11 protein-coding genes are annotated in these 13,264 nt (G+C 69.0%); 2 read left to right on the top strand and 9 right to left on the bottom strand.

Annotation, left to right across the window (positions count from 1 at the left end; all coding sequences use genetic code 11):
• Nucleotides 1-26: 26 nt before the first annotated feature.
• Together ACUWEX_RS06655 and ACUWEX_RS06650 are read right to left on the bottom strand one after the other, a co-directional pair.
• The gene (locus ACUWEX_RS06655) at nt 27-377 is read right to left on the bottom strand and encodes a hypothetical protein (protein ID WP_077053389.1); all 351 of its coding nucleotides are present in this window, start codon (nt 375-377) and stop codon (nt 27-29) included.
• A complete protein-coding gene (locus ACUWEX_RS06650) occupies nt 374-1,702 on the bottom strand; it encodes a DNA polymerase IV (protein WP_445997498.1) in 1,329 nt (442 codons plus the stop codon). The genes ACUWEX_RS06655 and ACUWEX_RS06650 overlap by 4 nt, the downstream gene beginning before the upstream one ends.
• A gap of 197 nt (nt 1,703-1,899) precedes the next feature.
• Between ACUWEX_RS06650 and ACUWEX_RS06645 the strand changes: the two genes are divergently transcribed.
• Nucleotides 1,900-2,475: a TIGR03086 family metal-binding protein gene (locus ACUWEX_RS06645; RefSeq protein WP_445997497.1), complete on the top strand. Its 576-nt coding sequence runs from the start codon at nt 1,900-1,902 to the stop codon at nt 2,473-2,475.
• A gap of 8 nt (nt 2,476-2,483) precedes the next feature.
• On the opposite strand, the gene ACUWEX_RS06640 is transcribed toward ACUWEX_RS06645, so the two are convergent.
• The 4 genes from ACUWEX_RS06640 to gatC all read right to left on the bottom strand — a co-directional run bounded on the left by ACUWEX_RS06640 (nt 2,484) and on the right by gatC (nt 6,522).
• A complete protein-coding gene (locus ACUWEX_RS06640) occupies nt 2,484-3,098 on the bottom strand; it encodes a hypothetical protein (RefSeq protein ID WP_445997496.1) in 615 nt (204 codons plus the stop codon).
• 108 nt (nt 3,099-3,206) lie between these two features.
• Nucleotides 3,207-4,715 carry an Asp-tRNA(Asn)/Glu-tRNA(Gln) amidotransferase subunit GatB gene (gatB, locus tag ACUWEX_RS06635; RefSeq protein ID WP_079727381.1) on the bottom strand — a complete coding sequence of 503 codons (1,509 nt, stop codon included), beginning with the start codon at nt 4,713-4,715 and terminating at the stop codon, nt 3,207-3,209.
• Complete coding sequence (gene gatA / locus ACUWEX_RS06630) at nt 4,715-6,226, bottom strand: Asp-tRNA(Asn)/Glu-tRNA(Gln) amidotransferase subunit GatA (RefSeq protein ID WP_079727380.1); 1,512 nt, start codon at nt 6,224-6,226, stop codon at nt 4,715-4,717. Before gatA ends, gatB begins: the two co-directional genes overlap by 1 nt.
• Entirely contained in the window at nt 6,223-6,522 is a 300-nt protein-coding gene (gatC, locus tag ACUWEX_RS06625; RefSeq protein ID WP_077053394.1) for an Asp-tRNA(Asn)/Glu-tRNA(Gln) amidotransferase subunit GatC, read from the bottom strand. Before gatC ends, gatA begins: the two co-directional genes overlap by 4 nt.
• Before the next feature lie 96 nt (nt 6,523-6,618).
• Here gatC and ACUWEX_RS06620 point away from each other — a divergent pair, with 96 nt between their 5' ends.
• On the top strand, nt 6,619-8,313 hold the full coding sequence (locus tag ACUWEX_RS06620) for a long-chain-fatty-acid--CoA ligase (protein WP_445997495.1): 1,695 nt from the start codon (nt 6,619-6,621) through the stop codon (nt 8,311-8,313).
• A gap of 103 nt (nt 8,314-8,416) precedes the next feature.
• Here ACUWEX_RS06620 and ligA read toward each other — a convergent pair whose 3' ends face one another.
• From ligA to ACUWEX_RS06605, 3 genes are all read right to left on the bottom strand, one after another.
• Nucleotides 8,417-10,777, bottom strand: coding sequence for an NAD-dependent DNA ligase LigA (gene ligA, locus ACUWEX_RS06615; protein ID WP_445997494.1), 2,361 nt, complete (start codon nt 10,775-10,777; stop codon nt 8,417-8,419).
• A gap of 80 nt (nt 10,778-10,857) precedes the next feature.
• Nucleotides 10,858-11,976 (bottom strand): tRNA 2-thiouridine(34) synthase MnmA, encoded by a 1,119-nt coding sequence (mnmA, locus tag ACUWEX_RS06610; protein WP_445997493.1) that lies wholly within the window; start codon nt 11,974-11,976, stop codon nt 10,858-10,860.
• Nucleotides 11,977-12,040: 64 nt separating this feature from the next.
• A complete protein-coding gene (locus ACUWEX_RS06605) occupies nt 12,041-13,258 on the bottom strand; it encodes a cysteine desulfurase family protein (RefSeq protein WP_445997492.1) in 1,218 nt (405 codons plus the stop codon).
• Nucleotides 13,259-13,264 lie beyond the last annotated feature (6 nt).

Below are 13,264 nucleotides of genomic sequence, written 5' to 3'. Positions count from 1 at the left end.
TCGCCGCGGGGCCGAGAAAGTGAGGGCTACTTCTTGAGCGCCTTGATGATGCGCGCGAGGGCCTTGCCCGTGACCCAGATGGCCGGGATGCCGACGGCGAGCAGCGAAACGACGTTGGGCTCGAAGCGGATGCCGTCGGCCGCCTTGACGTAGGCGCCGATCGGGATGGAGGCGCCACCGCCGCCACCGCCGGAACCCGAACCGGCGACGTTCTCGTCGCCGTCTTCGATGTTCTCCCCTTCGCCGGCGCCGAAGCCGTACCAGGTCAGGGCGACGGGAATGAGGGAGCCCCCCTCGAACTCGACAGGCTCACCGTAGACGGTTGAGACGCCGAGCGATTTGAAGGAGTTGGCCAGGTCGAGAGAAAGGTTGCTCATGCCCCAAAGTTACTCTGTGGGGCTTCCCCGTCCAAGGGGTTGCGGTCAGCTTCTCGACGCGCTTGGTCGGCCCGGTGGGCGGATGCCGCGGCCGCCCGATCCCGGCCCGTGCGCGTCGTGCCGCTGAGGAGCGCCGCCGAACCGATCGCGCCCGAGCCGAACTTCTTGCGCAGCGAGTCGATCATGGTCTCGGCCTCGCGCCACTCCTCGTCGGGATCCCACAGCAGGGCGCCCGGGCCGCCTTCGGTCAGCTGCTCGGCCCGCACGCCGATGAGGCGGATGGCGCGGCCATCCGTGTGCAGCGCATCGAAGAGGTCGGTGGCCTCTTCGTAGAACCGCTTCGAGACGTTGCTCGGGTCTTCGAGCGTGCGCGATCGCGTGACGGTCGTGAAATCGGAGTAACGCACCTTGATCGACACCGTGCGGCCGGAAAGACCCGCCGCGCGCAGGCGTTGCCCCACCCGATCGGACAGGCCGAGGATCTCGCGTTTGATGCGAGCCGGGTCGCGGATGTCTTCGTCGAATGTGACCTCGTGGCCGACGCTCTTCTCGGTGGACTGCGTGACGATGCGCCGGTCGTCGACGCCGCGCGCGAGCTCATGCAGCTTGCGCCCCGTGGCCGCACCCACCGCGCGCTCGAGCACCGATAGGGGTGCCGCGGCAACGTCGCCGACCGTGCGCAGCCCCATGCGCAGCAGCGATTCTTCGGTGCGCCCGCCCACGCCCCAGAGCGCTCGAATGGGCAACGGATGCAGGAACTGCAGCGTCTCGGCCGGCGGCACGACCAGCAGGCCGTCGGGTTTGGCGGCCGACGACGCGAGCTTGGCCACGAACTTCGACCCGGCCGCGCCGACCGAGCACGTGAGGCCCGTCTCTTCGTGCACGCGGCGGCGCAGCATGCGACCGATCTCGGCGGGTGTGCCGAGCAGCCGACGCGCCCCGGCCACATCGAGGAACGCCTCGTCGATCGACAGCTTCTCGACGAGCGGCGTCGCCTCTTCGAAGATGGTCATGACGCGCTTCGAGAAGTGGCTATAGCGCGCGTGATGCGGCTCGAGGATGACGGCCTGCGGGCACAGGCGGATGGCCTTCGACACGGGCATGGCGGCCGTCACGCCGTAACGCCGGGCCTCATAGGTGGCGCTCGTCACGACCGAGCGGCCCGTCGGGTTGCCGATGATCACCGGCTTGCCCCGCAGCTCCGGGTAGTCGAGCAATTCGACCGACGCGAAGAAGGCGTCCATGTCGATGTGGAGGATGTGCGCGCCCTCGCCCGAGGCGTCGTCGTCGGAGACGCGACGCGAGAGACCATCTTGGCGGGACACACCTCATTGTCTCAGGCGCCACCGACATTCGAGGCGGGGCGCGAGAGCATCCGTGCCGGCGCCGTGCGTGCGGGCACCGCTCGGAAGCGCGGCACCGAAACCCGTTCGGCCCCCGCCCGGCCGCCGCCCGGCACTCGGGAATGGCTCGCGCGCCCGGGCGTTACAGTGGTCGGGGACACACCGACCGGGAGGCACCGATGACCGACTACGACTGGCTGGAACTGCAGCGCACCGCGCACGAAGAATTCTCGCGTCGCCTCGAACAGGTCAGCGATTGGGATGCCCCGACGCCCGACACCGACTGGAACGTGCGCCAACTCGTGCAGCACGTGATCGACGAGCAGCAGTGGGTGTCCGCACTGCTCACCGGCATGACCACGCGGCAGGCGCAGGGGTTGCTCAACCCGCTGTCTGACGACCTGAAGGCCGAGTGGCGGCAGCACTCCGAGCGGGCCACGAACGCGTGGCGGGAAGCATCCCACGACGCGCCCGTGCACCTCAGCTATGACACCGTGACCGTGCGCGAATACCTGGCCGAGCAGGTGTCGGATGTCGCGGTCCACACGTGGGATCTCGCGAAGGCAGTCGGCGCCGACGAGAAGCTCGATGACAACCTGGTCGAGGCCGTGTGGAGCGTTTTCGCGCCGCAGAAGGAGACGCTCGAGGCATCCGGATTGTTCGCCTCACCCGTTGCGGTCGACGAAGATGCACCCCTGCAGTCGCGCCTGCTCGCGCTCACCGGTCGCGACGTGCGCGCGCCCTTCCCCGGTTAGACCAGCCGTCAGACGAGCGCTTCGACGATCGGTTCGAACCACGCTTGGAAGGCTTCGGGATCGTCCCGCAGCGATGAGCTCACCACGATCGTGTCGGGCGCGACGACCCAGCCGCCGTAGCGTGACAGCGGGAGAACCGTGAGGTCGACGCGGAACGAGTTGGACTGCCGGCGCAGTTGCAGCTGCCGACGCTGCACGAGCCGGTAGATCGCCGGAAGCGACGACCCGCGCTGCCGCACCGAGCGCTCGTACTCGGCGTGACGGTCGGTGCTCCAGCGCATGGCCGCGTCGTAATGCCGGTGGAGCAGCTCCTGCAGTTCGAGGGCCCGGTCGAAGACCTCGAAGTGCGGCGGGCGCACGGGCGACATGAAGGGGCGCGTCTCGCGCAGGATGATTCCGGCCCACCACCCGCGCCACTGCGCCGCCAGAGCGACCCGATCGATACCGTCGAGGTCCGCGGGCAGGCGCCGCGCGGCGATCGGCACGGGCACCGGGTGCACGGGCGGGATGGTCTCGGCGCACTCCCCCGCCAGGCCGGCCAGATCGCGCAGGGCAAGCGCGAGCAGCACGTCCCAGGGGCAGTCCTCTGTGACCTGCCAACGGATCGTACCCTCCACGAGCATGGCGTCATCGTAGACCCCGCTTCCGGCAACGCGCGAGGGGGTTGAACCGGTCTTCCCGGCTCAACCCCCTCGACGTTCCGCGGGGCTGAACGCGCCCGCGGCGGGTGACTATTCTTCGACGGCGGCAGCGCGCTCCAGCACGAGTTCGCGCACGCGAGCGGCGTCGGCCTGGCCCTTCATGGCCTTCATGACCGCACCGATGACGGCGCCGGCGGCCTGCACCTTGCCGTCCTTGATCTTGGCCAGGACGTCGGGCTGCGAGAGCAGCGCCTCGTCGATGGCCGCGATGAGTGCTCCGTCGTCGGACACGACCGCGAGGCCGCGCTTGTCGACGACCTCCTGCGGGGTGCCCTCGCCGGCGATGACACCTTCGAGCACCTGGCGGGCGAGCTTGTCGGTGAGCGTGCCGTCATCGACCAGACGCGTGAGCGCCGCGACCTGCGCGGGCTCGACGAGCGAGGATGCCTCGACACCCTGCGCGTTCGCGAGCCGCGAGATCTCGCCGGTCCACCACTTGCGGGCGGCCTGCGGGGTCGCGCCGGCCGTGACCGTCTCGGTGATCTCGGTGAGGAGACCGCCGTTGACGACATCCTGGAACTCGAGGTCGGTGAAACCCCACTCGGCCTTGAGGCGACGACGACGCGCGGCCGGGGGCTCGGGCAGGGCCGCACGCAGCTCTTCGATCAACTCGAGCGACGGCTCGACGGGCAGCAGGTCGGGCTCGGGGAAGTAGCGGTAGTCGTCGGCGTCGGACTTCGGACGACCGGCCGAGGTGGCGCCGGTGTCTTCGTGCCAGTGCCGCGTCTCCTGCGTGATGGTGCCGCCACCCTTCAGGATGGCCGCCTGCCGCTGGATCTCGTAACGCACGGCGCGCTCCACCGAACGCAGCGAGTTCACGTTCTTCGTCTCGGTGCGCGTGCCGAGCTTCTCCTGGCCGCGGGGGCGCAGCGAGACGTTGGCGTCGCAGCGCAGGTTTCCGCGTTCCATCTTGGCTTCGGAGATGCCGAGCGACACGACGATGTCGCGAATCGTGGCCACATAGGCCTTGGCGATCTCGGGCGCGCGGTGCTCGGCGCCGTAGATGGGCTTTGTGACGATCTCGACGAGGGGCACGCCCGCGCGGTTGTAGTCGACGAGCGAGTACTCGGCGCCCTGGATGCGGCCCGTCGAACCGCCCACGTGCGTGAGCTTTCCGGCGTCTTCCTCCATGTGCGCGCGCTCGATGGGGACCGTGACGATGGTGCCGTCGGACAGCTCGACGTCGACCGACCCCTCGAAGGCGATGGGCTCGTCGAACTGCGAGATCTGATAGTTCTTCGCCAGGTCGGGGTAGAAGTAGTTCTTGCGCGCGAAGCGGCTCGACGGCGCGATCTCACAGCCGAGCGCGAGGCCCAAGCTGATCGAGTAGCGCACGGCCTGGCCGTTGACGACGGGCAGCGAACCGGGCAGGCCGAGGCACACGGGCGACACGTTGGTGTTGGGCAGCGAGCCGAACTCGTTGGGCGCGTCGGAGAACATCTTGGTCTTGGTCGACAGTTCGACGTGCACCTCGAAACCGAGGACGGGTTCGAACAGTTCGAGCGCTTCGTCGAAGTCGAGCAACCGATCCTTCGCCATTATTTGCCTCCCAGGGCAGGTGCTTCAGAAATGAGGGTGTGGCCGCGGGCGTCGTCGAGCAGCGTCTCGAGCGCCGCACCGACGCGGTAGAGACGGGCGTCTTCGCGGGCCGGGGCCATGAACTGGATGCCGACGGGCAGCCCGTCCTCGGGGGCGAGACCGATGGGCACGCTGATGCCCGGAACGCCCGCGAGGTTGGCGGGGATCGTGGTCAGGTCGTTGAGGTACATGGCCAGCGGGTCGCCGAGCTTCTCGCCCAGCTTGAACGCGGTCGTGGGCGCGGACGGCGTGGCGATCACGTCGACCTGCTCGAACGCGGCGTTGAAGTCGCGCTGGATGAGCGTGCGCACCTTCTGCGCGCTGCCGTAGTAGGCGTCGTAGTAGCCGGCGCTCAGGGCATACGTGCCGAGGATGATGCGGCGCTTGACCTCGGGACCGAAACCGGCCTCGCGCGTGGCCGACATGACCTGCTCGACCGTGCCGCCACCTTCGGGCTGAACGCGCATGCCGAAACGCACCGAGTCGAACTTGGCGAGGTTGCTGGATGCCTCGGCGGGCAGGATCAGGTAATAAGCCGACACCGCGTACTCGAAGTTCGGTGCCGAGATCTCGATGACCTCGGCGCCCTGCGCCTCGAGCTGCTGGACGGCCTCGTCGAAGCGGCTCTTGACGCCGGCCTGGAAACCGTCGCCCTGGAACTCGCGCACGAGACCCACCTTGAGGCCGCGCAGCACCTGGCCGGTGGCACCCTCGCGGGCGGCGGCGGCCATAGAGGGCCACTCGTCGCGCAGGGAGGTGCTGTCGCGCGGGTCGTGGCCGCCGATGACGTCGTGCAGCAGACCGGCGTCGAGCACCGTGCGCGTGACGGGGCCGACCTGGTCGAGCGAGGAGGCCAGCGCGATCGCACCGTAACGGCTGACGCCGCCGTAGGTGGGCTTCATGCCGACGGTGCCCGTGACGTGCGCGGGCTGGCGGATGGAGCCACCCGTGTCGCTGCCGAGCGCGAGGGGCGCCTCGAAGGCCGCGACGGCCGCGGCCGAACCGCCACCGGAGCCGCCGGGGATGCGGGTGAGATCCCACGGGTTCTTGGTGGGGCCGTAGGCCGAGTGCTCGGTGGAGGAACCCATGGCGAATTCATCCATGTTGGTCTTGCCGAGGGGCACGAGGCCGGCCTCGCGCGCCCGCTTGACGACCGTGGCGTCGTAGGGCGACATGTAGCCCTCGAGGATCTTCGAACCCGAGGTGGAGGGCATATCGGTGGTGACGAGGACGTCTTTCACGGCCAGCGGCACACCGGCGAGTTCGCCGAGCTGCTCACCGGCTGCGCGGCGCTCGTCGATGCGCTCGGCCTGCTGGATGGCGTGGTCGGAGACGTGGAGGAACGCGTGCACGTCGCCGTCGACGGCTGCGATGCGGTCGAGGTGCGCACGCGTGGCCTCGACGGCGCTGATCTCGCGCGACGACAGCTTCTCGGCCAGTTCGGCCGCGGTCATGCGGATGATGTCGCTCACTGTTCCTCCCCCAGGATTGCCGAGACCTTGAAGCGGTTGTCGGCGTGTTCGGGCGCGTTCTGCAGCGCCTGCTCGATGGTCAACGTCTCGCCCACGACATCGTCGCGGAACACATTGGTGAGCGGGATCGGGTGGCTGGTGGCGGGGACGTCGTCGGTGGCGACCTCTTGCACCTTCTGGATGCTGTCGACGATCTGCCCGAGCTCTGTCGTGAGGCTCTGGATTTCGTCGTCGCCGAGGTCGATCCGGGCGAGGTTGGCGAGATGCGCCACCAGCTCCGGCGTGATTTCAGACATAACACTCCATCTGATTGGGGGTGGTGTGCCCTAATTCTATGGCCGACGCGCGTTCCGGCGGGTGCCCCGATCGCGCTCGACACCTAAAGTGGAGGCGTGAACCTCGAAGCGACCAACGACGACGCGAAACCCTGGCTCAAGAGTTATGCCGAGGGGGTGCCCACCGACATCCCGACCCAGACCGGATGCCTGGTCGATCTCGTCGACGAATCGGCGGCCCAGTACGGCCGCACCGCCGCTCTCGAGTTCTTCGGCCGCACCACGAGCTACGACGAACTCGTCGAGCAGATCGCGCGCGTGGCCGAGGCCCTGCGCCGACTCGGCGTGTCGAAGGGCGACACCGTGGCCATCGTGCTGCCGAACTGCCCGCAGCACATCGTGGCGTTCTACGCCGTGTTGCGGCTCGGGGCGATCGTGGTCGAGCACAACCCGCTCTACACGGCGCGTGAGTTGCGGCACCAGTTCGAAGACCACGGCGCCAAGACGGCCATCGTGTGGAACAAGGTCGTGCGCACGGTGCAGGAGTTCCCGTCGGATGTCGCGGTCGACACCCTGATCTCGGTCGACGTCACACGCGCCATGCCCGCTCACACGCGAGCGGCCCTCACCCTGCCCATCAAGAAGGCGCGTGAATCGCGAGCTGCTCTCACCGAGAAGGTGTCGGGGACGGTGTTGTGGGAGAAGCTGGTCGCCTCGAAGAAGCTCGATGCGAAGCATCCTCGCCCCGAGACGGGCGATCTCGCGATCATCCAGTACACATCGGGCACCACGGGCACGCCCAAGGGTGCAGCCCTGACGCACGGCAACTTGCTTGCCAACGCGGCGCAGTCCCGCGCGTGGGTGCCCACGATCGAGCGGGGCAAGTGCACGGTGTATGCCGTGCTGCCCATGTTCCATGCCTATGGACTGACGCTGTGCCTCACCTTCGCGATGAGCATGGGCGCGCGGCTCGTGCTGTTCCCGAAGTTCGATCCGGATCTCGTACTGAAGGTGGCGGCCAAGCGCCCGCCCACGTTCCTGCCGGCCGTGCCGCCCATCGCCGACCGCCTGCTGCGCGCGGCCACCGAGCAGGGCGTGTCGCTGCAGGGCATCGAGATCGCGATCTCGGGCGCCATGACGCTGCCCGAGACGCTCGTCGAGCCGTGGGAGGCCGCGACCGGCGGGTTCCTCGTCGAGGGTTACGGCCTGAGCGAGTGCTCGCCGGTGTTGATGGCAAACCCGGTGGCGAGCAACCGCAAGGCGGGCACGGTGGGGCTGCCGCTTCCCGGCACCGAGGTGCGCGTCGTCGATCAGGACGACCCTCACGAGGTGTTGCCGATCGGCTCGGTGGGCGAGTTGCTGGTGCGCGGACCCCAGGTGTTCGGCGGGTATTACCGCAAGCCCGACGAGACGGCGGCGGTTTTCGTCGATGGCTGGTTCCGCACGGGCGACATCGTGTCGCTCGACGAGGACGGGTTCGTGAGCGTCGTCGACCGCATCAAGGAGCTCATCATCACGGGCGGGTTCAATGTGGCTCCGACCGAGGTCGAGAACGCGCTGCGCATGCATCCATCGGTGGCCGACGCGGCCGTCGTGGGTGTGCCGTCGGTGCATTCGGGCGAGGATGTCGTGGCCGCTGTCGTCGCCGCGCCGGGACAGACGATCGATGCCGACGCGCTGCGTGCGTTCGCGCGCGACCAGCTGACGCCGTACAAGGTTCCGCGCCGCATCGTGGTCGTGGACGAGCTGCCCGTGTCGCTCATCGGCAAAGTTCTGCGCAAGAAGGTGCGCGAGAGCATCATCGCGGGCTAGTCGTTCGGGCCCGTCGCGCCGCCAGACCCGCAGGCGCGACGACCCGCTCATGCCTCGGGGTGGACGCTGCGTTCACCCCGAGGCCGTGCGGGAGCGTGCCGAGCTATTCAGCCGCTGGGTCCGAAGCCTCCGGCGACTCCGCCTCAGGCTCTTCGGCCAGCGCGGCCGGGCCTTCTTGCAGGAGCAGCGCGAATTGCTCGGCGTCGATGATGCGCACGCCGAGGGCCTCTGCCTTGGCGAGCTTCGACCCGGCGCCCGGGCCTGCGGCGACGAAGTCGGTCTTCTTCGAGACGCTGGATGCAGCCTTGCCGCCCGCCTGCACGATGGCTTCGAGGGCGCCCTCGCGCGTGAACCCCTCGAGCGATCCTGTGGCCACGACCGTGATGCCCGAGAGCACTCCCCCGGCCTCGGTGGCGGCCCCCGGCCCCGGGTGACCGGGCGTCGAGAACTGCACGCCGGCCGCGGCCCAGCGCTCGACGATCTCGACGTGCCAGTCGACCTCGAACCAGGCGATGAGCGCGTCGGCGATGATGCCGCCCACGCCGTCGACGGCAGCGAGTTCGTCGCGTGAGGCGGCACGGATCGCGTCGAGCGACCCGAAGTAGTTGGCCAGGGCGCGCGCGGCGACGGGGCCGACGTGCCGGATGCTGAGCCCCACCAGCATGCGCCACAGCGGCTTCGTTTTGGCCGCCTCGAGGTTGGCGAGCATCTCGTGTGCGGTCTTCGACGGAACCGAGGTCTCGTCGCCGTCGAACACGTCCGACGACGGATCGTGTGCGCCGTCTCGTTTGACGTTGCGGCGGCGACGGAACGGGGTGTCGCGTTTGGGCTCGCCCTGCTCGGTGAGCTTCGGCATGCCCGTCTCGGAGTCGCGCACGACGACCTCGATGGGGAAGATGTCGGCCATCGTCAGGTCGAAGAGCCCGGCCTCGGTGGCGAGCGGCGGCGTCTCGGGCACGGCGGGCTGCGTGAGCGCCGCGGCCGCGACTTCGCCGAGCCCCTCGATGTCGAGCGAGCCGCGGGAGGCGATGTGCTCGACGCGCCCGCGCACCTGCGCCGGGCAGCTGCGCGCGTTGGGGCAGCGCAGGTCGATGTCGCCCTCTTTCGCAGGTTTCAGAGGCGTGCCGCATTCGGGGCATTCGGTGGGCATGACGAATTCGCGCTCGGTGCCGTCGCGCAGCTCGATGACGGGCCCGAGCACCTCGGGGATGACGTCGCCGGCCTTGCGCAGCACGACCGTGTCACCGATGAGGACACCCTTGGCCTTGACGACCTGCTGGTTGTGCAGCGTGGCCTGGCGCACCTCGCTGCCGGCCACCTCGACCTTCTGCATGACGGCGAAGGGTGTGGCGCGGCCCGTGCGGCCCACGCTCACGACGATGTCGAGCAGCTTGGTGTTGACCTCTTCGGGCGGGTACTTGTAAGCGATGGCCCAACGGGGCGCGCGTGACGTGGCACCCAGTTCTTCGTGCAGCCCGAGGTCGTCGACCTTGATGACGATGCCGTCGATCTGGTGCTCGACCGAGGCGCGCTGCTCGCCGTACTTCTTGACGAACCCCGTGACCTCGTCGATGGTGTCGAAGACCCGGAAGTGCGTGGAGATGGGGAGACCCCACTTCTCGAGAAGCCCATAGACCTCTGATTGCGAGGTGACCTGCGTGTCGCGCTCGAGCTCGCGCACGGGCCAGGCGCCGATGCCGTGCACGAGCATGCGCAGGCTCTTCAGGCGATTCTGCATGAGCGCGAGCTTCTCGGCGCTCTTGCCTTCTTCTTTCTGGCGCAGCGACCCGGCGGCGGCGTTGCGCGGGTTGGCGAACACCCGCTCGCCGGCCTGGCGCTGACGCTCGTTCAGCTGGTCGAACAACTCGACGGGAAAGAAGATCTCGCCGCGCACCTCGACGAGCGGCGGATGACCTGAACCGGAGAGTCGCTCGGGGATGGTGCCCATGGTGAGCACGTTGCCCGTGACGTCTTCGCCCACGACACCGTCGCCGCGCGTGGCGGCCGTGACGAGCACGCCGTTCTCGTAGCGCAGGTTGATGGCGAGGCCGTCGATCTTCAACTCACTCAGGAAGCGCACGCGCTCGGAGCCCGCATCGCGCTCGACCTTGGCGGCCCATTCGGCGAGTTCTTCTTCGCTGAACACGTTGTCGAGGCTGAGCATGCGCTCGGCGTGCTCGACAGGCGCGAACTGCGTGGTCTCGGCACGGCCACCAACGGTCTGCGTGGGGCTGTCGACCTTCTGCAGCTCGGGATGCAGCCGCTCGAGTTCGTCGAGTCGGCGCACCAGCGCGTCGTAGTCGGCGTCGCTCAGCGTGGACGCGTTCTTCTCGTAGTACTCGTCGCGCAGTGTGAGGATGCGATCGGTCAGCTGGGCGACCTCGTCGCGCGCCCGCTCGAGCTCGGCTACCTCGTCAGGGGTGCGCTCGTCGACGGGGGCTGAAGAATCGCGGCTCGTGCTCATGGCACCAGTTTAGAGACCACCACCGACACACGAACGGGGTTGCGCCGGCGCCCGAGCCTTGCAGCCGAGAACCTTCTCGGCTAGACGCCGACGGGTACGGCGCTGACCGTGCGGTCGATCGTGAACTGGCCGAGCACGCGCGTTCCCACATAGATGACGGCGGTCTGGCCGGGGGCCACGCCGTTCAGCGGGATCTCGGGGGTGACCACGAACTCGTCGCCGTTCTCCGTCGGCTGGATGCGCGCGACAGCCGGCACGGGGTCGGCGTGCGCGCGGATCTGCACCTCGCAGTCGAACGATTCCTCGGGATGCTGCTGCGGCAGCCCTGCCCAGGTGTATCGGCTTCCGGCGATCTCGGCGATAGCCAGCGCCTCCTTGGGGCCGACGACGACCTCGTTGGTCTTCGGGCGCACCTCGAGCACGAAACGGGGGCGGCCGTCGGGCGCCGGCACGCCGAGGTTCAAGCCGCGGCGCTGGCCGACCGTGTAGGCGTGCGCACCCTCGTGGGCACCCACGGTGTTGCCCTCACGGTCGATGATGGCGCCGTCGGCGATGCCGACGCGCTCGCCCAGCCATCCCTTCGTGTCACCGTCGGGGATGAAGCAGATGTCGTGGCTGTCGGGCTTCGAGGCCACGCTGAAACCGCGTTCGGCGGCCTCGGCACGGACGAGCGCCTTCGACGGGGTCTCGCCGAGCGGGAACATCGAGTGCGCCAGCTGCTCGGCCGTCAAGACGCCCAGCACATAGGACTGGTCTTTCGCCCAGGCGCTGGCGCGGTGCAGCTCGCGGTTGCCCTGGTCGTCGGTGACGATGGTGGCGTAGTGACCCGTGCACACGGCGTCGAAGCCGAGGTCGATGGCCTTCTCGAGCAGCGCGGCGAACTTGATCTTCTCGTTGCAGCGCATGCACGGGTTGGGCGTGCGCCCAGCCGAGTATTCGGCGATGAAGTCGTCGACCACGTCGAGCTTGAAGCGCTCGGAGAAGTCCCACACGTAGTAGGGAATGCCGATGATGTTGGCCGCCCGCTGCGCGTCGGTCGAGTCTTCGATGGTGCAGCAGCCTCGGCTGCCCGTGCGCAGGGTGCCCGGCATGCGGGACAGGGCCAGGTGCACGCCGACCACCTCGTGACCGGCGTCGACCGCTCTCGCGGCAGCCACCGCAGAATCGACACCGCCAGACATCGCCGCAAGAATTTTCATCCGATAAGTCTACGCGCGGCTGAGAGCGGATGCGTCGGGGCCGCTGTGCCCCCGCCGCGAGGTGTCAGCGCGGGACGACGGCGCGGTCGGCGTGACCGGCCTTACGGGCCTGCGCGTATGCCGACGGCAGGGCGGCGAGCAGCGCGTCGACATCGGAGTCGGTGCTGCCGTGACCGAGGGTCATGCGCAGGGCGCCGCGTGAGGCATCCTCGTCGCGGCCCATGGCTCGCAACACGTGGGACGGCTCGGGGATGCCCGCCTGGCATGCGGACCCGGTCGAGACGGCGACCCCCGCCATGTCGAGGAGGAAGAGGAGCGAGTCGCCCTCGCATCCGGGGAAGGAGAAGTGAGCGTTGGTCGCCACGCGGGTCTCGCCCGTCGGGCCGTTGAGCACAGCGTCGGGGACGGCCGCGCGCACGCCGTCGACGAGCCGGTCGCGCAGGTCCGCGAGCCGCGGGCCCTCGGAGGACATGCGCTCGACCGCCGAACGCGCGGCGGCCGCGAATGCCGCAGCGGCCGCGACATCCTGTGTGCCCGAACGCACCTGTCTTTGCTGCCCGCCGCCATGGACGAGCGCCTCGATGGTGGCGCGGCGCGAGAGCACGAGCGCGCCCGCACCGACCGGCCCGCCGATCTTGTGCGCCGACACGCTGAGCGCCACGAGACCCGCGCCGCCCGTGCTCCCACTCGCGGCGCGCACGGCGGCCAGATCGATGGGCACGTGTCCGTAGGCGGCGACGGCGTCCACATGGAACGGCACGCCGAAGCGGGCGGCGAGCGCCGACATCCGCTCGATGGGTTGGATGCTGCCGACCTCGTTGTTCACCCAGATGCTCGTCAGCAGCGACACGCGGTCGCCGTTGTCGACAAGCTCGCGTTCGAGGGCGTCGAGCAGCACGAACCCGTCGTCGTCGAGGGGCAGCCAGTGCACCTCGGCCTGCTGCCGGTTGACCAGCCATTCGACGGCGTCGATGGTGGCGTGGTGTTCTCCCCCGGGCGCGAGGATGAGGGGCCGCGACTTGCCGACGTTGCGCGCCCAGTGCAGCCCCTTGATGGCCGCGTTGATGGCCTCGGTGCCGCCCGACGTGAAGACCACCTCGATGGGGTCGGCGCCCACGCTCGTGGCAACGGTCTCGCGGGATTCTTCGAGCAGACGCTTGGCCTCCTGCCCCGCCGAGTGGATCGAGGACGGGTTGCCGAACGTGCCGAGGGCGCGCGTGTAGGCGTCGATCGCCTCCGGCAGCATGGGGGTGGTTGCCGCGTGGTCGAGATAGACCGCCATATCGTG

The sequence above is a fragment of the Okibacterium fritillariae genome (assembly GCF_052783725.1).
Note: the sequence above shows the minus strand (reverse complement) of the source record. Positions and strands in the feature narration are given on the sequence as shown.

Bases quoted from the DNA above. Each gene is read 5' to 3' on its own strand.
- mnmA (WP_445997493.1), bottom strand. From the start codon at position 11,976: ATGAAAATTCTTGCGGCGATGTCTGGCGGTGTCGATTCTGCGGTGGCT.
- gatC (WP_077053394.1), bottom strand. From the start codon at position 6,522: ATGTCTGAAATCACGCCGGAGCTGGTGGCGCATCTCGCCAACCTCGCC.
- ACUWEX_RS06655 (WP_077053389.1), bottom strand. From the start codon at position 377: ATGAGCAACCTTTCTCTCGACCTGGCCAACTCCTTCAAATCGCTCGGC.
- gatB (WP_079727381.1), bottom strand. From the start codon at position 4,715: ATGGCGAAGGATCGGTTGCTCGACTTCGACGAAGCGCTCGAACTGTTC.
- ligA (WP_445997494.1), bottom strand. From the start codon at position 10,777: ATGAGCACGAGCCGCGATTCTTCAGCCCCCGTCGACGAGCGCACCCCT.
- ACUWEX_RS06605 (WP_445997492.1), bottom strand. From the start codon at position 13,258: ATGGCGGTCTATCTCGACCACGCGGCAACCACCCCCATGCTGCCGGAG.
- ACUWEX_RS06640 (WP_445997496.1), bottom strand. From the start codon at position 3,098: ATGCTCGTGGAGGGTACGATCCGTTGGCAGGTCACAGAGGACTGCCCC.
- ACUWEX_RS06645 (WP_445997497.1), top strand. From the start codon at position 1,900: ATGACCGACTACGACTGGCTGGAACTGCAGCGCACCGCGCACGAAGAA.